Source organism: Pseudomonas sp. M1, from assembly GCF_022760135.1.
Lineage (GTDB): Bacteria > Pseudomonadota > Gammaproteobacteria > Pseudomonadales > Pseudomonadaceae > Pseudomonas > Pseudomonas citronellolis.
Window position 1 is genome coordinate 919,603 of the sequence record NZ_CP094343.1, and the last position, 22,531, is coordinate 942,133.

A 22,531-nucleotide genomic window follows, 5' to 3' on the forward strand; every position below is an offset into this window, starting at 1 on the left:
CCGTCCGCCATTCCGGCGTGATCGGCGCTTATAGCCGTCATGGCAGCGTGCTAGGGTTCCGCCGGAGCTGACGACAAGAGGCCCGCCGATGCCCATGCCCTCCCTGCGCCCGCTGCTGCGTGGCCTCACCCTGGCCGCCGGCCTGTGCCTGCTGGCGCCGGCCCATGCGGAAACCTGGCCGGACGCCGACTGGCAGCCCGGCCCCGCGCCCAGTGGCCCGGCGTTGCAGGCCTTCGAAGCCTATGCCTTCCCGGCGCGCGACGACGCCACCCGCCAGGGTGTGCGCAGCGACGCCGTGGTGGTGATCCGCGACGGCCAACTGGTCTACGAACGCTATGCCGGGCCGACCCGGGCGCAGACCCCGCACCTGGCCTGGTCGATGAGCAAGAGCATCATGGCCTGCGTGCTCGGCGTGGCCTATGGCGAGGGCCGCTTCCAGCTGGACGACGCGGTGGCGCAGCACTTCGCGCCCTTCGCCGCGCACCCGCAGGTGAAGATGCGCCACCTGCTCAACTGGGCCTCGGGCCTGGCCTGGGAAGAAGACTACGAATACGCCCCGCTGAAATCCTCGGTGGTGGCCATGCTCTACACCCGCGGCCGCGACGACATGGCCGGCTTCGTCGCCGGTTTCCCCGCCGACGCCGAGCCGGGGCAGCGCTTCCGCTACTCCAGCGGCGACAGCAACGTGCTCGCCGCCAGCCTCAAGCAGATGGTCGGCGACGCCTACGCGGACTACCCCTGGACCGCGCTGTTCGAGCCCCTGGGCATCCGCTCGGCGGTGTGGGAGCGCGACGCCAGCGGCACTTTCGTCGGCTCCTCCTACGCCTACATGACCGCCCGCGACCTGGCGCGCATCGGCCTGCTGATGCAGCGCGGCGGGCGCTGGAAGGAGCGCCAGCTGCTGCCGCCGGCCTGGATGCAGTTCGCCCTCACGCCGTTCGCCAACTACCGCCCGAGCGCGGAAGACGCCAGCGACGGCGTGCCCGGCGGCCAGTGGTGGCTCAACCGCGCCCCGGCCGGCGCCGGCCTGCCCTGGCCGAACGCCCCGGAAACCGCCTTCGCCGCCCTCGGCCACTGGGGCCAGGCGCTCTACGTGCTGCCCGACCAGAAGCTGGTGATAGTGCGCTACGCCGACGACCGCGACGGCAGCTACCGCCACGACGACTTCCTCAAGCGGGCCCTCGCGGCCTTCGCCCAGCCGGAGGCCAAGCCATGATCCGCCGCCACCCGCTGCTCAGCCTGCTGCTCCTGCTGCTCGTCGCCCTGGCCGGCTGGGCCTGGGCCAACCGCGTGCACCTGGAATCCTTCCCGCCGATCATCGGCGCCTACACGGCCAAGGAGTACTGCTCCTGCCGCTACGTCATGGGCAACAGCGCCGAGTACTGCCAGGGCTACACCAAGCAGTACGTGCCTACCAGCGCCTTCCTCGACGACGCCGAGCACAAGCGCGTGACCGCCAGCGGCCTGGGCAGCACCCAGACCGCCGCCTGGCTCGGCCCGCGCGAGGGCTGCCGGCTGCTGCCGCAGCCGTAGGGCGCATAACGCCTACGGCGTTATCCGCCGCTTGGCCTTGGTTCCCGGCGGCGCCTGGGTTGACCTGGGCATTGGCTGCGGTCTCGGTGTATCGGCGGATAACCGCGAACGGTTATTCGCCCTACGTCTGAACCAATGGCGCTGCCGCCTGCCCAACGGGCTCGCCGGCCGGTTTGCAAGCCGACGGCGGGCGGCTATCGTTGGCCGTTGATCCAGCCGTTTTCCATGTAAGGGATTTCATGCGCTCGCTGTTCGCCTTCCTCTTCGCGGCCTGCTTCGCCGCCTCCGCCCAGGCGGCCTGGTACCTCGACTACGAGTCCTCGCGGCTGAACTTCGTCACCGGCCGCGGCGCCGCCGGCGCCGACAACAACCGCTTCCTGGTCATGCACGGCAGCGTCGACGACCACGGCAAGGCCAGCCTGCGCATCGAGCTGGACTCGGTGCTCAGCGGCGTGCCGCTGCGCGACGAGCGCATCCGCGAGCTGCTGTTCGAGACCGAACGCTACCCCGAGGCCAGCGTGGACGCGCAGCTGGACCTGGGGCCGATCCTCGGCCTGGCCAACGGCGCGCAGCTGGAAATGCCGCTGCCGTTGCGCCTGGACCTGCACGGCGCCAGCCGCGCCTACCGCGCCGAGGTGTTGGTGACGCGCCTGGACGAACGGCGCTTCCAGGTGGTGACGCTGTCGCCGCTGATCCTCGACGCCGCCGACTTCGGCCTGACGCCGGGCGTGGAGCAACTGCGCAAGCTCGCCGGCCTGCAGACCATCAACCTGGCGGTGCCGGTGGGCGCCGTGCTGATCTTCGCCCAGCGGTGAGCGGGCCGGTCTTCCCCTGGCGCAGCGGCAACCGCTTCGCCCTGCTGGTGGACGGGGAGGACTTCTTCCCGAGCATGCTCACGGCCATCGCCCGGGCGCAGCGCCAGGTGGACCTGGAGCTGTACCTGGTGGAGGGCGGCACCTGTTCCGAGCTGCTGCTGGAAACCCTGATCGACGCCCTGCGCCGCGGCGTGGCCGTGCGCTGCCTGTTCGACGGCTTCGGCGCCCTGCGCCTGGGCAGCGCCTGGGGCCGCCGGCTGCGCGAGGCCGGCGGCGAGCTGCGCCTGTACAACCCGCTGCGCTGGCGCGGCGGCTGGCGCAACCTGTTCCGCGACCACCGCAAGCTGCTGCTGGTGGACCAGGACCTGGGCTACGTCGGCGGCGCCGGCGCCACCGACGAGTTCTGGTCGGTGCCGGAGAACACCAGCGCCTGGCACGAGGTGATGGTGGAAATGCAGGGCCCGGTGCTGGCCGACTGGCTGGTGCTGTTCGAACGCCAGTGGCATGCCTGCCTGCAGGCCAAGGCCTGGCGCCCGCAGCAGATGCTGCCGCCGGCGCGCCTGCCGCCCACGCCCGTGGGCGGTAGCGGCCTGGGCCGGGTGGCCTACGCCGACGCCCGCCAGCACCGCGACATCCTGCAGTCGCTGGTGCGCAGCCTGAACGGCGCGCAGCAGCGCATCTGGCTGGCCACGCCGTATTTCCTGCCCACCTGGAAGGTCCGCCGGGCCCTGCGCAAGGCCGCTCGGCGTGGGGTGGAGGTGCGCCTGCTGCTGACCGGCCGGCTCACCGACCACGCCCCCGTGCGCTATGCTGGGCAGCGTTATTACCCGCGCCTGCTGCGCGCCGGCATCCGCATCTTCGAGTACCAGCCGCGCTTCCTGCACATGAAGGTGGTGCTGGTGGACGATTGGACGAGCGTCGGTTCGTGCAACTTCGACCATTGGAACTTGCGGTTCAATCTGGATGCCAATATCGAGATACTGGACGCCGACTTCACGGCGGCGGTGGCCGATTGCCTGATCGCCGACTTCGCCGCCAGCCGGGAGATCGATTTCACGCTGTGGCACGGCCGCTCCCTGTGGATGCGCCTGCACCAGCGGTTGTGGGGCTGGCTCGACCGGGTGGTGGTCAACTTCCTTGACCGCCGCCGTTGAACAGTCCGCCGGGGCAGGCACCCCGGGGAGAACGGGAGCAAGATCGTGAACAAGATCCGCAAGGAAAGGTTCATCGGGCTGGAGTGGTTGCGCTTCCTGCTCGGGATGTACGTGGTGGTCTACCACACCCTGCATGTCTACCCGGCGGAGCAGAAGTTCCGCGGGCTGGACGAGCTGACCAGCCTGGGCTTCTTCGCCACCAGCACCTTCTTCGTGCTCTCCGGCTTCCTCCTGGCCCACGTCTACGTCACCGACGGCCAGCTGCGCGAGAGCCCGCGCAGCTTCCTCACCAAGCGCTTCTCCAACCTCTACCCGATCCACATCTTCTCGATCCTGCTGACCATCGGCGTGCTGCTGCTGATCAGCCAGCTGGGCATCGGCCCGGACCTGGACCAGGCCACCCCGCGCTTCGTGGTCTACGACACCCACGACACCCTCGGCCAGACCCACCCGGAGCTGTTCCGCCACTGGATGAGCGACCGCGAGCTGCTGCTCAACAGCATCCTCCAGCTGACCATGCTGCAGGCCTGGAACCCGCTGTACCTGACCTTCAACGCGCCGCTCTGGTCGCTGTCCACGCTGTTCTTCTTCTACCTCTGCTTCCCGGCGCTGGCGCCGCGGCTGATGCGCATCGGCAACAAGCGGCGGGCGCTGCTGGCACTCTGGCTGCTGTACCTGGTGCCGCCGCTGCTGCTGGCGCTGCACCAGCAGTACGGCATGCCCTGGACCGGCCTGCTGCACCGCAACCCGATCCTGCGCCTGCCGGAATTCCTCGGCGGCATCCTCGCCTACGGCCTGTTCCGCGAGCACAAGGACAGCGGCCGCCTGCCCGGCACCGGCGCGGTGCTGGCGCTGGGCGCCTTCGTGGTGGCCAACTTCCTCGCCGCCGACTACCTCTATACCCAGGGCGCGCGGCACTGGTACTTCCTGCTGCACAACGGCCTGCTGCTGCCGGCGCAGTTGGTGCTGGTGTACATCAGCGCCTTGCCGCGCGACCCGCACAGCCCGGCGATCCGCCACTGGTCGCCGCGCCTGGGGGCGGCCTCGCTGTCGCTGTTCGCCCTGCACGTGCCGCTGTTCACCCTGTTCTCCCGCGCCGAGAAGCTGATCCGCGCGCCCGGCGACTGCCTGGCCGACTGGGCCTACTGCATCACCGCGGCCACCGAGCAGCAGCTGTCGCTGTGGCTGTACCCGCTGTTCCTGCTGTTCATGGTGGTCAGCTGCGTGCTGTTCCAAGAGCGCTTGGTGGTACCCACTCGGAAGTGGCTGGTGCGTCACCTGTTACCGCAGGCGGCGCAGAGGCGCCCGGCCACGCTGCCCTGAGGCGCCGCCACCCGGACTTTCGGCGGGTGGCTAGGCGGCCGGCGCTGGTTATGCTCGCGGCATGACCACAAGAAGGGACTGACGCATGTTGCGATCGCTGCTGGGCCTGGTTCTCCTGCTGCTGGCCGGTTGCAGTTCCCCCGGCGCCTTCTTCGGCGCCACCGACGGCCAGGCCTTCGCGCCGCTGCGACCCGGCGACGCGCAGCACGCCCTGGTCTACCTCTATCGCCCGCAGAACCAGTGGGCCGACGAGGAGCTGGAAGCCCCCGGCCTGTTCCTCAACAACGAGCTGATCGGCAGCCTGCCGAGCAACGGCTACCTGGCCCTGGAGTTCGAACCGGGCAGCTTCAAGCTGGAAATGCGCCGGCCGCTGTTCGGCAGCTTCTGGACCTTCTTCGCCGACGGCCCGCTGGATTTCACCCGTATTTCCAGCTTCATGCTCGAAGCCAGGGCCGGCGGCGTCTACTACCTGCGCTACGACGAGGACCGCGTGCCCGCCAAGCGCAGCCACAGCGAGGGCGATGGCCCGCTGCAACTGATCGAGGCGCGCCTGGCCGAACCGGAGATCGCCCGCACCCGCCTGGTCCAGGAACCGGCGCAGATCGCCGCCAGCGGCTACGAGGTGCGGCGCCAACGGCGCTTCTGGGAAGGTGTCGGCAAGGCCCTGGACAAGGTCGGCATCTGAACCCCTCCAGGTTATGAGTTGAACTCATAGCTCCTTGAGTTTTTATGCTTACCGGCCCGCAACGGGCCGGTGCTAAAAAATCGCGCAACGGCTCCCGACAACAACAACGAGCGATTGCGCCATGCCTTCATTCCTCCCGCTGCTTTCCCGCTTCCCGCTCGTTCCTCCTCCAATTCCGTCGCGAACCGCCTACTGAACCCGGCTGCCCCGCAGCCCTGCGCACGGACCTTCGCGGTCCGCGCCCCCGCTCGCCCTGACGATCCCACGAGGTACCCATGAAACAGCTCGATCTCTACATCGGTGAAGGCTTCGAAGGCCCCGGCGTCAACGCCGCGCACATCAACATCCTGCTCGGCCCGCGCAACGGCCCCGCCGGCCAGGCCTTCGCCGGCAGCCTGGCCTCGCCCAGCCAGGGCCACTGCCCGTTCATGGTGATCGCCCAGCCGAACCTCCCGGTCAAGCCGATGACCCTCTACGTGAACAAGGCCCCTATCGGCGGCGACCTGCACGCCAACGCCACCTGGGGCGCGTCCCAGGCCGGCATCGCCAAGGCCGTCACCGAGGCCCTGCTGGACGGCACCCTGCCGGCCGAAGCCGAGGACGAGTGGGCCATCGTCACCGCCAACTGGGTCAACCCGGCCTGCGACGACCTGGATGCCGTCTACCTGAACAACTACAACGCCTGCCGCACCGCCATCCGCGCGGCGCTGGCCTGCAAGCCCGAGCGCGCGCAGCTGGCCGACGTGGTCGGGCAGATCGCCAACCCCTTCTACACCCCCAAAGCCTGAGGTCGCCGCCATGCAATACATCCGTCTCGGCAACTCCGGCCTGCAGGTCTCCAAGCTGTGCCTGGGCACCATGAACATGGGCACCCCGGACTGGAAGCCGTGGATCTTCGACGAACAGCGCAGCGAACCGATCGTGAAGCACGCGCTGGACGCCGGGGTGAACTTCATCGACCTGGCCGACTTCTACTCCGCCGGCGTCGGCGAGGAAGTGGTGGGGCGCATCCTCAAGCGCCTGGTGCGCCGCGAGGACATCGTGGTCACTACCAAGGTCGGCTACGGCACCCGACAGGGCATCAACGCCAGCGGCCATTCGCGCAAGCACATCATGGACAGCATCGACGCCTCCCTGGCGCGCCTGGGCATGGACTACGTCGACATCTACATGCTGCATTTCTATGACCTGAACACCCCCGTGGAAGAGGCGATGGGCGCGCTGAACGACATCGTCCGCGCCGGCAAGGCCCGCTACATAGGCGTATCCACCATGCTCACCGGGCAACTGGCGAAAATCCTCATGGCCTGCGAGCGCAACGGCTGGGTCAAGCCGATCAACATGCAGCTGCAGCTCAACTGCGCCTACCGCGAGGAAGAGCGCGAGATGATCCCCTTCTGCCGCGACCAGGGCCTCGGCGTCTCGGTGTTCAGCCCGCTGGCCCGCGGCCTGCTGACCGGCGATGCGCAATCCACGCGCAACCAGACCGACTTCTTCACCCAGCAGATGTACGCCGACGAAGCCTCCTTCGAGATTGCCCGCTCGGTGCAGCGCGTGGCCCAGCGCCGCGGCGTGAGCAACGCGCAGGTCGCCCAGGCCTGGGTGCTCAATCACCCCGGCGTGGACTGCATGCTGGTCGGCGCCGACACCACGGCGCAGTTCGACAGCGCCCTGGCCGCCCTGGAAACGCGCCTGGACGAGGAAGAACTCTACGAACTGGAGCGCAACTACACGCCTTGCGACCTGATCAACGACTACACCGCCGGCAAGCGCATCCTCCGCGTGGCCCGGCCGATGCGCGAGACCTTTTCGCTGACGGAGGCCGTGGCATGAGCGCACTGCTGAAAGCCGGCCACTACATCGACGGACAGTGGCACAGCGGCGGCCCGACCTACGCGGTCCGCAACCCGGCCACCGGCGAGGTGATCATTGAGGTGCCGCGCGGCGGCGCCGAGGAAACCAACGCCGCCATCGCCGCCGCCGAGCGCGCCCTGCCGGCCTGGCGCGCTCTGCTGGCCAAGGAGCGCGCGGCGCGCCTGCGCCGCTGGGCCGAACTGATGCTGGCCAGCCAGGACGAACTGGCGCGCCTGCTCAGCCGCGAACAGGGCAAGCCGCTGGCCGAGGCGAAAGGCGAGGTGGCCTACGCTGCCAGCTTCCTCGAATGGTTCGCCGAGGAAGCCAAGCGCGTATACGGCGACGTGATCCCTTCGCCCAAGGCCGACGCGCGCATCGTCGTCACCAAGCAGCCGGTCGGCGTAGTGGCCGCCATCACCCCGTGGAACTTCCCCCTGGCCATGGTCACCCGCAAGGTCGGCCCGGCCCTGGCGGCGGGCTGCACACTTATCCTCAAGCCCTCGGAAGAGACGCCGCTGTCGGCCTTCGCCCTGGCCGTGCTGGCCGAACAGGCGGGCATCCCCGCCGGGGTGTTCAACATCGTCTCCGGCGACGGCCCGGCCATCGGCGGCGCGCTGCAGGCCTCCGGCGTGGTGCGCAAGCTGTCGTTCACCGGCTCCACCCGCACCGGCAAGCTGCTGATGCGCCAGGCTGCGGACACCCTGAAGAAGGTCTCCCTGGAACTGGGCGGCAACGCGCCCTTCATCGTCTTCGCCGATGCCGACCTGGACGCCGCGGTGCGCGGCGCCATGGCCTCGAAGTTCCGCAACACCGGGCAAACCTGCGTGTGCGTCAACCGCTTCTACGTGCAGGACGAGGTGTACGAAGCCTTCACCGCCAAGCTCGCCGAAGCGGTGCGCGCGCTGCGCGTGGGCAACGCCCTGGAGGGCGAGACCGAGCAGGGCCCGTTGATCAACGAAGCGGCCCTGGCCAAGGTCGAGCAGCACGTCGGCGACGCCCTGGAGAAGGGCGCCCGGCTGCTCTGCGGCGGCCAGCGCCATGCCCTGGGCGGCACCTTCTACGAGCCTACGGTGCTGGCCGAGGCGAACGCCGGGATGCTGATCGCCGGCGAGGAAACCTTTGGCCCGGTGGCCGCCTGCTTCCGCTTCCGCGACGAAGCCGAGGCGCTGCGCCTGGCCAACGACACGCCCTACGGCCTGTCCGCCTACTTCTACAGCCGCGACATCGGCCGCGTCTGGCGCATGGCCGAGGGCCTGGAGGCGGGCATGGTCGGCATCAACGAAGGGATCATCTCCACCGAGGTGGCGCCCTTCGGCGGCATCAAGGAATCCGGCCTGGGCCGCGAGGGCTCCAAGTACGGCCTCGACGACTACCTGGAGATCAAGTACCTGCTGCTCGGCGGCCTGTCCGACTGACGCCGCCCCGCATGCAGCCGCGGCCACGCCGCTAAGGAGTTCCGCCAACCGCCGCCGCCCCGACCGGTGCGGCGGTCACCCTTCCGTTCAGACAACAAGAAAAAAACTCGGAGACGATCATGTCGGGTAACACAGTCAGAATCGATGACCTGCCCATCGGCAGGTTCCACATCAAGATCGCCGGCCTCACCTTCGGCGCCCACTTCACCGACGGCTACATCCTCGGGCTGATCGGCATCGCCTTCACCCTGATCAACCCGCAACTGAACCTCGACCCCTTCTGGCAGGGCCTGATCGGCAGCTCGGCGCTGCTCGGGCTGTTCTTCGGCAGCCTGTTCTTCGGCTGGATTTCCGACCACCTGGGGCGGCAGAAAATCTTCCTCATCAGCTTCGTGCTGATCACCCTGGCCTCGCTGCTGCAGTTCTTCGCCGAGACGGCGCTGCAACTGTTCCTCTGCCGGGTGCTGATCGGCATCGGCCTGGGCGGCGACTTCAGCGTCGGCCACGCCATGCTCGCCGAGTTCTCGCCGAAGAAGCACCGCGGCGTGCTGCTGGGCTCCTTCAGCGTGATCTGGACCTTCGGCTACGTCGCCGCCACCTTCGTCGGCACCGCCATGCTCGGCCTGGGCGACGACGCCTGGCGCTGGATGCTGGCGTCCTCGGCGATCCCCGCGGCCATGATCCTGATCGCCCGCATCGGCACCCCGGAATCGCCGCGCTGGCTGGTGCACAAGGGCCGTGTGGAAGAAGCGCGGGCCATAGTGCGCAAGCACCTGGGCGCGCACGTGGTGCTCGACGACGAGATCGCCGAGGAGCACAAGGGCGGCTTCCGCCAGCTGTTCAGCGCGCAGTACCGCAAGCGCACCGCGTTCAACTGCCTGTTCTTCATCTGCATCGTCATGCCGTACTTCGCCATCTACACCTTCCTGCCGTCGATCCTGCAGAAGATGGGCCTGGCCGAGGGTTTCGGCACCGAGATGCTGCTCAACGCGCTGCTGGTGGTGGGCGCACTGCTGGGCATCTGGTGCACGGTTAAATTCACCCGCCGCGGCTTCCTCATCGGCGCCTTCCTGATCCTCTCCGCCGCGCTCTTCCTGCTGGTGCTGCTGCCCGGCAGCCTGGCCTGGCTGATGGTGGCTACCTTCGGCCTGTTCACCCTGGTGCTCTCGGCGGTGAGCAATCTGGTCGGCGTCTACCCGGCGGAAAGCTTCCCCACCGAAGTGCGCGCCGGCGGCATCGGCCTGGCCACCGCCGCCAGCCGCCTGGGTTCGGCGCTGAGCACCTTCCTGCTGCCGGTCAGCGTGGCCGGCATCGGCCTCAACCCGACCATGGCCATCCTCGCCGGCATCCTCCTGTTCGGCGCGCTGATCTCCATGGCCTGGGCGCCGGAGACCAAGTACCTGACGCTGACCGACGCCGGCAAGGGCGAAGGCGAGACGGGGCCGGCGCAGCCGGCGGCGAAGGTGATGGCGGTGCTCTAGCCGGCCGTGTCAGGGAGCCTGCGGTGAAGGGGCTCCCTGTTCAGGTTGGGAGGCGAAATGGCTTTTCTCCCATTCCCGATCGGGACGTTTCGGACATGGAGCGGGGATGCATGCGCTGTATGAGCTTGTGCAATAATTGAGCACTGCACGAGGTGCTCATGACTGCAAAAGCGAAGACAGGGAAGGAAAGAAAGGCTATCCAGCCCGGAGCTGTTCCCATTGAAGTGCCTGTTACCGATCCTGAAGAGACCGGACGCTACCTGCATGTCCATCTGGACGACGAGGAAGAGCAGAAGAATCTCTATGCCGCCATCATTCGTGCCGCGGACATGAAAAGCCCGGAAATCGTGGCGGAACATATCGAGCCATACAATCATGCCATGCGGAGTTTCCAATACAGCAGCAGTCGGATTGCGAGCGCCTTGTCCGAAGCGGTGAGAGGTCATGAGCCGATGCACGTGGCGTCGCTCCAGGCGAGGGATGCGTCACGGGATACCGATCGATTCGCAGCTTGTGGTGAGACGGTTCTGAATGTCCGACGGGCACTGGACATGCTGGAGAACCCACCGAAGGCTAACAAGGCCTTGAAGAAGATCCTCTCGCTGCGCTGACTGCTGGCGCCAAGAAGAATGAATGGATTTCATCACTGTCGACTTCGACAAGTCGGTGAACCGCAGGACGTTTGACTGCGTCTCTCCAGACCTCAACGACTACATCGTCAAATACGCCTCCCAGGATCAGAAGCGCCATCTGTCCAGGACATTCCTGGCGCTGGGAAGGGAGCGAACGCTCCTCGGGTACTACACGCTGGCGAGTACGTCGGTTCGCCTCGAGGACGTGGCCGAGCAGGAGCGGAAACGGCTCCCGCGCTATCCGCTTCCGGCAGTGCTGCTGAGTCGTCTGGCAGTGGATAGGTCGTGCCAACGGCAGGGGTTGGGGCAACGACTACTCGCTGATGTATTTCGCCGCCTCTATGCAATGTCGAAGCATGCCGGTATCGCTTTCCTGGCAGTCGACGCCAAGGATGAGGCGGCGGCAAGGTACTACAAGTCGCTGGGTTTCGAATCTTCCGATATGGACCGGTTACGCCTGGTGTATCCGACAGCGCCTCTTTTTGAAGAGCTTGCCCATCAGGATTCGAGCGGGCGGCCCCCAGCTACCGGCATCCGCAAGTAGATACCGCTAGGCACCTCAGGCTGTTCTGGAGGTGCCATCCGGCAACGGCGGATAACGCTTCGCGTTATGCGCCCTACGGTCGGGGGATGTCCTGCTCCGGGCGCCCGGTCGAAGAGGGCCACGCCGAGTGTGCCCTCCAGGGCTGCCAGGCGCCGGGAGACGGACGCGTGGCTTCAGGGGCTCATCAGCCCGCGAATGCGCCGGGTGAGGTCGTCCAGCTGGCGCAGGGTGCCGACGTCGTGGGCGCGTTCGTCGTCCGCCTGCGACAGGCCCAGGGCGACGTTGGCCAGGGCGTGGACCCGCGCGGGTTCCACGCCCAGCACGTGGGCGACGCGCTTGGCGGTGGCGGTGTCGTTCAGGGCTTCCTGGGCTGCGTCGAGCAACTCCTTCAGCAGTCGCTCGTCCAGCAGGTTCAGTGTGTGCTTGATAGACATGATCGGGTCCTTGCGGTGGCGATTTCCGGCGTCCGTGAGCGGGGGCGGACTCCAGCGCATGATCTTGGACCGCCATGCCTTTGGGAGGAGCGGCAAGGTCTGTGCAATTCCTCCGAGTCGGACGGGGGAGATTTCCACGCTAGGGGCGAAGCTGTCGGCAAATCCTCAAAACGGCTAGGGGTTGCTCATCAGTTCCAGCCAGTCCTGAAAGCGCTGCACCTTGGACAGGCCGCGCTTGTCGGCGGGGATGTCGAGCCAGTAGCCGTAGGGGCCGAGCACTTCCACCGGGGTGATCGGCAGCAGGCTGCCGGCGGCCAGTTCGCGTTCGATCATCTGCCGGTCGATCACCGCCAGGCCGCCGCCGGCCAGGGCGGTGTGGATGACCTGGTCGAGGGTGCTGAACTCGATGCCGCTGCCGGCGTCGACGTCGTTGCGGCCCACGGCTTCCAGCCAGTTCTCCCAGACCTTCAGGCGTTTGCCCTCGTGAAGGATGTGCAGCAGCGGGTGGGCGTGCAGCTCCGGCGGGCGCTCGCCGTCGAACAGTTCCGGGCTGGCCACGGCGATGTGCCGTTCCATCACCAGCAACTGGCTGTGGCAGTGGGCGGCGGCCTCCAGGCCGAAGCGGATGCGGCAGTCCAGTTCGCCGGGGTTGTCCGCGTCCTGGGCGTTGGTCACGCTCAGGCTGATGTCCGGGTAGCGCTGCAGGAAGCTGCGCAGCCGCGGCGACAGCCAGCGCGTGCCCCAGGTCGGCGGCGCGAGGATGCGCAGGCGCTGGCGCAGGTTGGGCACGCGCACCGCCTGCAGGGCGCGCTCGATGCGGTCGAAGGCCTCGCCCAGGTGCGGCGCCAGGGCGCTGCCGGTCTCGGTGAGGGTCAGGCCGCGCGGCGTGCGCACGAACAGGCTGACGCCCAGGTAGTCCTCCAGTTGCTTGATCTGCCGGCTGACCGCGCCCTGGGTGACGTTGAGCGCCTCGGCAGCGCGGTTGAAGCTGCGGTGGTGGGCGACTTCCTCGAAGACCCGGAGCATGTTCAGGGGCGGCAGGCTGCGCATGGGGCGGCTTCCGAAAGGGCGCGCGGGGTGGCGCGCGCGGGCTGGTCGTGGTGCGCCGATTCTAGCGCCGGGGCCGGTCCTGCAAACATGCGTTTTTCTCCGGTTCGCCCGGCGATTTAGTCGTTTGTGCGCGGCTCGCGCCAGGGGCTAGTTTCGGCCGCGCACAAGGTGTGGGGGGAGTGTCCGCGCCGGTGCGCCGAATAACGACAAGAACTTCGCCGAGGCTTTCCATTGTGGCCAGATTTCCCCTGCCGCGCCGCTGTGCGCACCTGCTGTTTCCCGTCCTGCTGACTTGCAGCGCCGCCGCCCTGGCGGTGCCGGTGACGGACGAACTCGACGTCGGCGGCGCCATCCGCGCGCGCTTCGACCACGACCCGGACCGCGACATCGACAAGGCCGGCTTCGACACCCTGATGCTGCGCGCCACCTATACCTCCGACAGCTGGATAGGTGCGGCGCGCTACCGCTTCTATGGCAAGCAGTACCCCTACCAGTACACCGACCACATCGGCGACGTCGCCTTCGCCGAGTATGCCTGGGTCGGCTACCGCTTCGACGCCGAGCGCCAGGTGCAGGTCGGCCTCAACCAGATTCCCTTCGGCCTGCAGCCGTTCTTCGGCAGCACCTTCTACGAGACCCTCGGCAACGTGGTGGGCCTGGAGGACGTCTCGGCGGTGGGCGCCAAGTACATCCAGCAGCAGGGCGACTGGAACCTGCAGGCGGGCCTGTACGGCCGCCCGGCCTGGCCGGGGCGCGGCACCAGCAACGGCAGCACCTACTCCACGGTGGTGACCTCGGCCGACGACTACGTGCCCGAGGGCACCCGCAACCAGGAACGGCAGATCGTGGTCGCGCGCCTGGCGCGCTCGCTGCAGCTGGGCGACTGGAAGTCCGAGGTGGGCGTGTCGGCCCTGACTTCGCGCCTGGAGAACAAGGACACCCACGACGCCGGCCGGCGCAACGCCTACGCCCTGCACTACCTGGGGCAGAACGGCCCCTGGGGCGTGCAGCTGCAGGCCGGGCGCCAGCAGATGTCGCCGCGCAACCCGGGCAGCGACGAGGTGGTCAGCTTCGGCGGCTACGACGGCACCTTCAACGTCGCCAGCCGCGGCAACCTCTACGTCGGCGACCTCAGCTACAGCTTCCCCGGCACCTTCGTCGGCGGCTGGGTGAGCGGCATGAAGGTGTACGGCAACTACAGCCGCTTCGACAAGTCGGCCAGCGGCTTCGACGCCTCCGAGCGCTTCATCCTCGGCACCTCGTTCTCGGTGCGTTCCTTCTACATCGCCGTGGAATGGCTCAACGGCCGCAACGACCCCTACATCGGCGGCAGCAGCTACACCGACAGCCTGGCCCAGGGCGGCACCGACCACTGGGAGAACCAGCTGTACGCCAACGTCGGTTATTACTTCTGAGTGAGCCTCGGCGGCGGCCCTGGTGACTCTAGGGCCGCTGCCATACTCCAATGCGCATGCCGCGTCCAACGGGGGCGCGAGGGGAGGGCCAGCGATGAAGCGCAAGATTCCGGCGCTCAATGCACTCAAGGCGTTCGAGGTGGCCGGCAGCACCGGCAGCTTCACCCGCGCCGCCGAACTGCTCAACGTCACCCAGAGCGCGGTCAGCCGCCAGGTGCGCCAGCTGGAGGAGCAGCTCGGCGAGCCGCTGCTGCAGCGCCGCCACCACCACCTGCAACTGACCGACGCCGGGCGCATGCTGCTGCGCGCGTTGCAGCAGTCGTTCGACCGTATCGAGCTGACGGTGCGCGGCATCCAGCAGCGCCAGCACCTCAACCGCCTGCGCCTGAACGCCCCGCCGACCTTCGCCAGCCGCTGGCTGCTGCCGCGCCTGGGGCGCCTGCGCGAGGCCCATCCGGGGCTGGAGGTGACCCTCACCACGCACCTGCAGGACAGCCTGGCCGAGACCGGCACCCTGGACTGCGCCATCCGCTTCGGCAACGGCGAGTGGGAGGGCCTGGACAGCTCGCTGCTGATGCACGAGAAGCACATCGCCGTATGCGCGCCGAGCCTGCTGGCGCAGCGCGAGGAAACGGAGCAGGGGATGCCGCTCAATGGCATGACCCTGCTGCACGTGCTGGCCCGCGACGACCAGCGCTACCTGACCTGGCGCCACTGGCTGGATGCGGCGAAGATCCAGGGCGTCGACCTGCAGGGCGGCTACGAGTTCGACCTGCTGGACATGGCCATCCGCGCCGCCATTGACGGCCTGGGCGTGACCATGGCCGACCGCCAGATGGTGGCCCGCGAGCTGGTGGCCGGGCAGTTGGTGCAGCTGCTCGACGTACAGGTGGACGGCCACCAGTCCTACTGGTGGGTGAGCCGCCCGGGGCAGGAACTGCCGGAGCACGTGGAGCGCTTCCGCGACTGGCTGCTGGAAGAGGTGCGCCTGGCCGAGCGCAGCCTGGACAACGCCGCGCACATCGTCAGCCCGCGCTGAAACGCCGCCGGGTAACATGCGAAAAACGCAGGTTGCCCGGCGCTATTAATCGTTTGTCCGGCCTGCCGCGCCTGTCGAAACTTGGCCATCCAAGAACGACAAGAGTGTTTCCCATGCCTGCCCGCACCCGCCTGCCGGCGCGGCCTAGCGCCCGCCCCGCGTCGCTCCTGTCGTTCCTCCGCCACCGCGCTGCTTGAACCACAGGAATACCCATGCGTACTGACCAGAACTTCATCGACGGCCGTTTCCGCGACGGCTCCGTGGCCGCCCGCATCGCCGTGTCCGACCCGGCCACCGGGGCCTGCATCGCCGAGGTGCCGGCCGCCAGCGAGGCCGAGGTGCGCCAGGCCGTGGAAGCCGCGCAACGCGCCCAGCGCGACTGGGCGAAACTGCCGGCCATCGAGCGCGGCGAATACCTGCGGCGCTTCGCCGAGGCCATCGAGCGCAACGCCGCTCGCATCGGCGAGGCGCTGGCCCGCGAGTCCGGCAAGAGCCTGCAGGACGCCACCAACGAGGCCGTCTACGCCGCGCAGATCACCCGCTACCACGCCGAATGGGCGCGGCGCATCGAGGGCGAGGTGATCCCCAGCGATTCCCGCGACGAGACCATCCTGCTGCAACGCGAGCCGATCGGCGTGGTGGCCTGCCTGATCCCCTTCAACTACCCGGTCTACACCCTGCTGCGCAAGGTCGCCCCGGCGCTGATCACCGGCAACACGGTGGTGGTGCGGCCGAGCAACAACACCCCGACCTCGGCCTTCGAGATCGCCCGCGCCGCCGCCGAGGCCGAGCTGCCGGCCGGCGTGTTCAACGTGCTGACCATGGTCCACGAGGTCGCCGCCACGCTCTGCCAGCACCCGGCGGTGGGCATGATCACCCTGACCGGCAGCGTCGGCGCCGGGCGCACCGTGCTCGACTACTGCAAGGCCAACATCGCCAAGCCGTCGCTGGAACTGGGCGGCAAGACCCCGGCGATCATCGAGGCCGACGCCGACCTGGAGCAGGCCGCCAGCGCCATCGCCGCGTCCAAGACCACCCATTGCGGCCAGCTGTGCACCGCCATCGAGCGCGTGTACGTGCAGGCCAGCGTGCACGACCGCTTCCTCGCCCTGCTGCGCGACAAGCTCGCCGCGGTGCGCAGCGGCGACCGCAGCGAGGACCCGAGCCGCATGGGCCCGCTGGTCAACGAACGTTCGCGCCAGGAAATCCATGCCAAGGTGCAACGCGCCCTGGCCGAAGGCGCCCGGCTGGAATGCGGCGGTGTGCTGCCGGAAGGGCCGGGGCACTTTTACCCGGCGACCCTGCTGAGCAACTGCCGCCAGGACATGGAGATCGTCCAGGAGGAAATCTTCGGCCCGGTGCTGCCGGTGCTGCGCTACGAGACCCTCGACGAAGCCCTGGCCATGGCCAACGACCATCAGTTCGGCCTGTCCTCGGTGCTCTACAGCGAGAACTACCGCACGGCGATGAAGGTGGCCAACGCCATCGAGGCCGGCGAGCTGTACGTCAACCGCACCCCCGCCGACCCCTACCAGGGCTTCCACGCCGGCTGGAAGCGCTCGGGCCTGGGCGGCGACGACGGCAAGCACGGGATGCTGGAGTTCACCCAGACCCGCCTGGTGGTCCTGAAGTACTGACGAGCCGCGCCGGGCGCCTGCCTGCGCCCGGCGCGCGCCGCGCTTTTCCGACAACCCGCCGGTGCCAGCGCCGGCCACGAGACGCATGATGAAAAAAACAATAAGTGCAGAGGCCATGCCCATGGCCGTTCCGTCCAGCGCCAACCTGTCGCGCTACCTGCAACTGGCGTTGCTGGTGCTCGCCGCCGGCGCCATCTACCCCATGCTCTACCTGCGCCAGGTGTACCAGAGCACCATGCTCGAGGCCCTGGCCATCAGCAACAGCGAGCTGGGCTACCTGTATTCCATCCTCGGCAGCGCCTTCCTGGTCAGCTACCTGCCCAGCGGCTGGCTGGCCGACCGCATCTCGCCGCGCTACCTGATCAGCTTCTCGCTGCTGGGCACCGGCGTGCTGGGCCTGTGGTACGCGCAGCTGCCCGGCTTCCAGGCGCTGCTGGCGATCTTCTGCGGCTTCGGCATCACCACCGGGCTGACCTTCTGGGCCTCGCTGATCAAGCGGGTGAACATGCTCGCCGGCGAGGCCGAGCAGGGCCGCTTCTTCGGCGTGCTCGACGGCGGCCGCGGGCTGGTGGAAGCGCTGCTGGCCACCGTGGCCATCGCGCTGTTCGCCTACGTCACCGAGACCCACGGCGAGCGCAACGCCGAGGGCCTGCAACTGGTCATCCACCTCTACGCCGCCTGCTGCATCGTCCTCGGCGTGGTGCTGATGATGCTGCGTGACCCCCAGGGCGTGCGCGGCGAGCGCGCCGCTTCGGGCAAGGGCAACCTGCTGGAAGATCTGCGCACCCTGGCGCGCATCCCCGAGCTGTGGCTGGTGACCGCCATCGTCTTCTGTGGCTACCACTTCTTCTGGGCCACCTACAGCTTCTCGGCCTACCTGCAGGAAGGCGGCTTCGGCCTCAGCGCGACCATGGCCGGGCTGATCACCACCATCAAGCTGTGGATGCGCCCGGTCGGCGGCATCGGCGGCGGCTGGCTGGGCGACCGCTTCTCCAAGACCGGGGTGCTGACCTGGGCCATGCTGCTCTCGGCCCTGGGCATGCTCGGTCTGGTGCTGCTGCCGAGCCTGCACGTGCTGAGTGTGCTGGTGTTCCTGGTGATCTTCATCGGCCTGATGACCTACGCCATCCGCGGCCTGTACTGGGCCATCCTCGACGACTGCCACATCCCGCTGCGCGTCACCGGCCTGGCCATCGGCATCATTTCCCTGGTCGGCTATTCGCCGGACGTCTTCCTGCCGCTGCTCAACGGCTGGATCACCGACCGCTTCCCCGGCTTCGTCGGCTACCAGATCTATTTCTCCTACGTCGTGGCGGTGGGCCTGCTGGGCGTGGTCGCCACCCTGATCCTGAAGAAACGCATCGACAAGAGAGCGCGCCAAGCATGAAAGTCGTCTCCCTGCAGACCCACGTGGTCGCCGTCCCGCCGCCGCACATCGGCGGCATGTACTGGCTGTTCGTGACCCTCAAGACCGACTGCGGCATCGAAGGCGTCGGCGAGATCTACGCCGCCACCTTCCACCCCAGGGCGATGGTCCCGGTGATCGAGGACGTGTTCCAGCGCTACCTGCTGGACCAGGACCCGCACCACATCGAGCGCTTCTTCCGCCGCGCCTACTCCAGCGGCTTCACCCAGCGCCCCGACCTGACCATGATGGGCGTGGTCAGCGGCCTGGAGATGGCCTGCTGGGACATCGTCGGCAAGGCGGCGAACAAGCCGGTGTACGAGCTGCTCGGCGGCAAGGTCCATGAGCGCCTGCGCTCCTACACCTACCTGTACCCGAAGAACGCCCAGGGCGAGTACGACTACTCCGACCCGGACCTGGCCGCCGAGTGCGCGGTACACAACATGAACCTCGGTTTCAGCGCGCTGAAGTTCGACCCGGCCGGGCCCTACACCGCGTTCTCCGGCCACCAGCTGTCGCTGGAAGTGCTGGAGCGCTGCGAGACCTTCTGCCGCAAGATCCGCGAAGCGGTGGGCAACAAGTGCGACCTGCTGTTCGGCACCCACGGGCAGATGGTGCCGTCCTCGGCCATCCGCCTCGCCCGGCGCCTGGAGAAGTACGACCCGCTGTGGTTCGAGGAGCCCATTCCGCCGGGCCAGGAAGAGGCCATGGGCCAGGTCGCGGCCAAGACCAGCATCCCCATCGCCACCGGCGAGCGGCTGACCACCAAGTACGAGTTCTTCCGCCTGCTGCAGGCCGGCGGCGCGTCGATCCTACAGATGAACGTGGGGCGCTGCGGCGGCCTGCTCGAAGGCAAGAAGATCGCCTCCATGGCCGAGGCCTTCTACGCGCAGATCGCCCCGCACCTGTACAACGGCCCCATTGGCGCGGCGGCCAGCTTCCAGCTGGCGACCTGCACGCCGAACTTCCTGATCCAGGAAAGCATCGGCACCTGGGACGGTTTCCACGCGGAAATCCTCAAGAAGCCGCTGCACTGGGAAGACGGCTACATCATCCCTTCCAGCGAGCCCGGCCTGGGCGTGGAACTGGACATGGACGTGGTGCGCCGCCATTCCCCCTACACCGGCGAGCGCCTGCACCTGCAGATGGGCCCGGAGCCGGTCGACGTCAAGGACAACGCCCCGGCCAAGGGCTGACACCCGCGCCCGCGCCGGCCGGCGCGGGCCCCCTTACTTGCGGTACGAGATTCATGACTTACGACTACATCATCGTCGGCGCCGGCTCGGCCGGCTGCATCCTGGCCAGCCGCCTGAGCGAGTCCGGCGAGTACAACGTCCTGCTGCTGGAGGCCGGCGGCAAGGATTCCTCGCCCTGGTTCAAGGTGCCGGTGGGCTTCGCCAAGCTCTACTACAACCCGACCTTCAACTGGATGTACTACAGCCAGCCGCAGCAGCAGCTCGCCGGCCGCCAGCTGTATGCGCCGCGCGGGAAGGTGCAGGGCGGCTCCGGCTCGATCAACGCGATGATCTACGTGCGTGGCCAGGCCCACGACTTCGACGACTGGGCGGCCAATGGCAACGACGGCTGGTCGTTCAAGGAAGTGCTGCCGTACTTCCGCAAGCTGGAATCGCACCCGCTGGGCGACAGCGAGTACCACGGCGGCAGTGGGCCGATCCGCATCAGCCCGATGAAGGGCCACACCCACCCGATCTGCGACGCCTTCCTCAAGGGCTGCGAGGAACTCGGCTACCCGCGCAGCGAGGACTTCAACGGCGCGCACTTCGAAGGCGCCGGCATCTACGACGTCAACACCCGCGACGGCCAGCGCTGCTCCAGCAGCTTCGCCTACCTGCACCCGGCGCTGGGCCGGCCGAACCTGAACATCGAGCGCCACGCCCAGGTGGAGCGCGTGCTGTTCGACGAGAACAGGCGCGCCGTCGGCGTGAGCCTCAGCCAGCATGGCGTGCAGCGCGAATTCCGTGCGCGCCGCGAAGTGATACTGGCGGCCGGCGCGGTGGATTCGCCGAAGCTGCTGCAACTCTCCGGCGTGGCCGACCGCGAACTGCTGCGCCAGCATCACATCCCGGAAGTGCTGCACCTGCCGGCGGTGGGCAAGAACCTCCAGGACCACCTGTGCGTCAGCTACTACTACAAGGCCAACGTGCGCACCCTCAACGACGACTTCGGCTCGCTGCTGGGCCAGGCCAGGCTGGGCCTGGAGTACCTGTTCACCCGCAAGGGCCCGCTGTCGATGAGCGTCAACCAGAGCGGCGGTTTCTTCCGCAGCGACGACGAGCAGGCGCATCCGAACCTGCAGCTGTACTTCAACCCGCTGTCCTACCAGATTCCCAAGAGCAGCAAGGCCAGCCTCAAGCCGGAGCCGTACTCGGGCTTCCTGCTGTGCTTCAACCCGTGCCGGCCGACCAGCCGCGGCGAAGTGCGCATCGCCTCGAAGAACCCGGCCGACGCGGCTCTGATCGACCCCAACTACCTGAGCACGCAGAAGGACATAGACGAAGCCATCCAGGGCAGCCGGCTGATCCGCAGGATCATGAACGCCCCGGCGCTCAAGGCGGTGACCGTGGAGGAGGTGCTGCCGGGCCCGGCGGTGCAGTCCGACGAGGCCATGCTGCAGTACTTCCGCGAGAACTGCGGCTCCATCTACCACCTGTGCGGCAGCTGCGCCATGGGCGCCGACCCGCAGTCCAGCGTGGTCGACAAGCGCCTGCGGGTGCACGGCATCGAGGGCCTGCGCGTGGTGGATGCGTCGATCTTCCCCAACGTCACCTCCGGCAACACCAACGCGGCGGTGATGATGGTGGCGGAGAAGGGCGCCGAGCTGATCCTGGAGGATGCCCGCCAGGTCCGGGCCGAAGTGCCGCAGCGCCTGGCGGTGTAGTAGCGGCCTATTACCCGCCGCGGCGGGGAGTGGCTAACCTGTCTGGCATGCCCGGCCGCCCATGGCCGGGCCTCTGCCCGGAGGAATGCTGCGATGGCCGCGAAGAAGATTCTGATGCTGGTCGGCGACTACGCCGAGGACTACGAAACCATGGTGCCGTTCCAGGCGCTGCAGATGGTCGGCCACGTCGTCCACGCGGCGTGCCCGGACAAGAAGGCCGGACAGAGCGTGCGCACCGCCATCCACGACTTCGAGGGCGACCAGACCTACAGCGAGAAGCCGGGGCACAACTTCGCCCTCAACGCCGACTTCGCCACTGTTCGCGCTGAAGACTACGACGCGCTGCTGATCCCCGGCGGCCGCGCCCCGGAATACCTGCGCCTGAACGCCAGGGTGATCGAACTGGTGAAGGCCTTCGACGCCGCCAAGAAACCCATCGCCGCCGTCTGCCACGGCGCCCAGCTGCTGGCCGCGGCCGGCGTGCTCAAGGGCCGCTCCTGCAGCGCCTACCCGGCCTGCGGCCCGGAAGTGAAGCTGGCCGGCGGCGAATACGTGGACATCCCGGTGGACGCCGCCCACGTCGACGGCAACCTGGTCAGTGCCCCGGCCTGGCCGGCGCATCCTGCGTGGCTGGCGAAGTTCCTCGAAGTGCTCGGCACGAAGATCAGCCTGTAGACTGGCGAGCGCGCCTAAAGAAGGAGGCAGAGCATGTGCGAACTCTACGTGAAGGCCGACCCGATCCTCTACGAGTCGCGCTCCCGGTCCCTGCGCATCCGCGGCGTGGTCACCACCCTGCGCCTGGAGAACCAGTTCTGGGACATCCTGCGGGAGATCGCCGAAGTGGACGGCATGACCACCAACCAGCTGATCGCCAAGCTCTACGACGAGGTGATGGACTACCGCGGCGAAGTGGTCAACTTCGCCTCCTTCCTGCGCGTGAGCTGCACCCGCTACCTGGCCCAGCGCCGCGACAACATAGTGGAGCTGAACCGGGTGCCGCGCAGCGCCTGATCCCCGCTCCTGTAGCGGGCCCTGCCCGCGATTTCGCGCGCAGGGCGCGCTCCTACATTGGAATGCCGCAGGTGGCGCTTTTCGTAGGATGGCGTTGAGCGAAGCGATACCCATCAGCGCAACTGAGCCGGGTGCCGCGCAGCGCCTGATCCCCGACCCTGTAGGAGCGGGCCCTGCCCGCGATTTCGCGCGCAGGGCGCGCTCC

22 protein-coding genes are annotated in these 22,531 nt (G+C 68.1%); 20 read left to right on the plus strand and 2 right to left on the minus strand.

The annotated features are described in order from the left end of the window. Window positions 1-88 precede the first annotated feature (88 nt). From PM1_RS04065 to PM1_RS04120, 12 genes are all read left to right on the plus strand, one after another. Window positions 89-1,216 (plus strand): serine hydrolase domain-containing protein, encoded by a 1,128-nt coding sequence (locus PM1_RS04065; RefSeq protein ID WP_009615742.1) that lies wholly within the window; start codon window positions 89-91, stop codon window positions 1,214-1,216. After that, the gene (locus tag PM1_RS04070) at window positions 1,213-1,533 is read left to right on the plus strand and encodes a hypothetical protein (RefSeq protein WP_009615744.1); all 321 of its coding nucleotides are present in this window, start codon (window positions 1,213-1,215) and stop codon (window positions 1,531-1,533) included. The genes PM1_RS04065 and PM1_RS04070 overlap by 4 nt, the downstream gene beginning before the upstream one ends. A 239-nt stretch (window positions 1,534-1,772) precedes the next feature. Then, complete coding sequence (locus PM1_RS04075) at window positions 1,773-2,348, plus strand: YceI family protein (RefSeq protein ID WP_009615746.1); 576 nt, start codon at window positions 1,773-1,775, stop codon at window positions 2,346-2,348. Between the two features lie 74 nt (window positions 2,349-2,422). Beyond that, window positions 2,423-3,502, plus strand: a complete 1,080-nt coding sequence (locus PM1_RS04080; protein WP_152604510.1) for a phospholipase D-like domain-containing protein — start codon at window positions 2,423-2,425, stop codon at window positions 3,500-3,502. A 45-nt stretch (window positions 3,503-3,547) separates the two neighbouring features. Next, window positions 3,548-4,825 (plus strand): acyltransferase family protein, encoded by a 1,278-nt coding sequence (locus PM1_RS04085; protein ID WP_009615750.1) that lies wholly within the window; start codon window positions 3,548-3,550, stop codon window positions 4,823-4,825. An 85-nt stretch (window positions 4,826-4,910) separates the two neighbouring features. Then, window positions 4,911-5,510, plus strand: a complete 600-nt coding sequence (locus tag PM1_RS04090; protein WP_009615751.1) for a DUF2846 domain-containing protein — start codon at window positions 4,911-4,913, stop codon at window positions 5,508-5,510. 275 nt (window positions 5,511-5,785) lie between these two features. Next, window positions 5,786-6,298, plus strand: a complete 513-nt coding sequence (gene fae / locus PM1_RS04095) for a formaldehyde-activating enzyme (protein ID WP_009615752.1) — start codon at window positions 5,786-5,788, stop codon at window positions 6,296-6,298. Window positions 6,299-6,308: 10 nt separating this feature from the next. Continuing rightward, window positions 6,309-7,343: an aldo/keto reductase gene (locus tag PM1_RS04100; RefSeq protein ID WP_009615753.1), complete on the plus strand. Its 1,035-nt coding sequence runs from the start codon at window positions 6,309-6,311 to the stop codon at window positions 7,341-7,343. After that, complete coding sequence (locus tag PM1_RS04105) at window positions 7,340-8,779, plus strand: NAD-dependent succinate-semialdehyde dehydrogenase (protein ID WP_009615754.1); 1,440 nt, start codon at window positions 7,340-7,342, stop codon at window positions 8,777-8,779. The genes PM1_RS04100 and PM1_RS04105 overlap by 4 nt, the downstream gene beginning before the upstream one ends. A 119-nt stretch (window positions 8,780-8,898) precedes the next feature. Beyond that, window positions 8,899-10,260 (plus strand): MFS transporter, encoded by a 1,362-nt coding sequence (locus PM1_RS04110; protein ID WP_009615757.1) that lies wholly within the window; start codon window positions 8,899-8,901, stop codon window positions 10,258-10,260. Between the two features lie 158 nt (window positions 10,261-10,418). Then, window positions 10,419-10,871 carry a hypothetical protein gene (locus PM1_RS04115; protein ID WP_009615760.1) on the plus strand — a complete coding sequence of 151 codons (453 nt, stop codon included), beginning with the start codon at window positions 10,419-10,421 and terminating at the stop codon, window positions 10,869-10,871. Window positions 10,872-10,893: 22 nt separating this feature from the next. Further along, window positions 10,894-11,436, plus strand: coding sequence for a GNAT family N-acetyltransferase (locus tag PM1_RS04120; protein ID WP_024128431.1), 543 nt, complete (start codon window positions 10,894-10,896; stop codon window positions 11,434-11,436). 173 nt (window positions 11,437-11,609) lie between these two features. Here the strand turns inward: PM1_RS04120 and PM1_RS04125 are convergent, their stop codons facing one another. Both PM1_RS04125 and PM1_RS04130 read right to left on the minus strand, forming a co-directional pair. After that, entirely contained in the window at window positions 11,610-11,870 is a 261-nt protein-coding gene (locus PM1_RS04125) for a hypothetical protein (protein WP_009615762.1), read from the minus strand. A 174-nt stretch (window positions 11,871-12,044) separates the two neighbouring features. Beyond that, complete coding sequence (locus PM1_RS04130; protein ID WP_009615764.1) at window positions 12,045-12,920, minus strand: LysR substrate-binding domain-containing protein; 876 nt, start codon at window positions 12,918-12,920, stop codon at window positions 12,045-12,047. A 233-nt stretch (window positions 12,921-13,153) separates the two neighbouring features. Between PM1_RS04130 and PM1_RS04135 the strand changes: the two genes are divergently transcribed. From PM1_RS04135 to PM1_RS04170, 8 genes are all read left to right on the plus strand, one after another. Next, on the plus strand, window positions 13,154-14,335 hold the full coding sequence (locus PM1_RS04135; protein ID WP_009615766.1) for a hypothetical protein: 1,182 nt from the start codon (window positions 13,154-13,156) through the stop codon (window positions 14,333-14,335). 94 nt (window positions 14,336-14,429) lie between these two features. Continuing rightward, window positions 14,430-15,374, plus strand: coding sequence for a LysR substrate-binding domain-containing protein (locus PM1_RS04140; protein ID WP_009615768.1), 945 nt, complete (start codon window positions 14,430-14,432; stop codon window positions 15,372-15,374). A 212-nt stretch (window positions 15,375-15,586) separates the two neighbouring features. Continuing rightward, window positions 15,587-17,011 (plus strand): aldehyde dehydrogenase, encoded by a 1,425-nt coding sequence (gene aldA / locus PM1_RS04145; protein WP_009615770.1) that lies wholly within the window; start codon window positions 15,587-15,589, stop codon window positions 17,009-17,011. Window positions 17,012-17,099: 88 nt separating this feature from the next. Continuing rightward, window positions 17,100-18,398 carry an MFS transporter gene (locus tag PM1_RS04150; RefSeq protein WP_256665733.1) on the plus strand — a complete coding sequence of 433 codons (1,299 nt, stop codon included), beginning with the start codon at window positions 17,100-17,102 and terminating at the stop codon, window positions 18,396-18,398. Then, entirely contained in the window at window positions 18,395-19,612 is a 1,218-nt protein-coding gene (locus tag PM1_RS04155) for a mandelate racemase/muconate lactonizing enzyme family protein (protein ID WP_009615774.1), read from the plus strand. Before PM1_RS04150 ends, PM1_RS04155 begins: the two co-directional genes overlap by 4 nt. 53 nt (window positions 19,613-19,665) lie before the next feature. After that, on the plus strand, window positions 19,666-21,315 hold the full coding sequence (locus tag PM1_RS04160) for a GMC family oxidoreductase (RefSeq protein WP_009615776.1): 1,650 nt from the start codon (window positions 19,666-19,668) through the stop codon (window positions 21,313-21,315). Between the two features lie 93 nt (window positions 21,316-21,408). After that, window positions 21,409-21,990, plus strand: a complete 582-nt coding sequence (locus tag PM1_RS04165) for a DJ-1/PfpI family protein (RefSeq protein ID WP_009615778.1) — start codon at window positions 21,409-21,411, stop codon at window positions 21,988-21,990. Window positions 21,991-22,023: 33 nt separating this feature from the next. Continuing rightward, a complete protein-coding gene (locus PM1_RS04170; protein ID WP_024128433.1) occupies window positions 22,024-22,326 on the plus strand; it encodes a ribbon-helix-helix domain-containing protein in 303 nt (100 codons plus the stop codon). Window positions 22,327-22,531 lie beyond the last annotated feature (205 nt).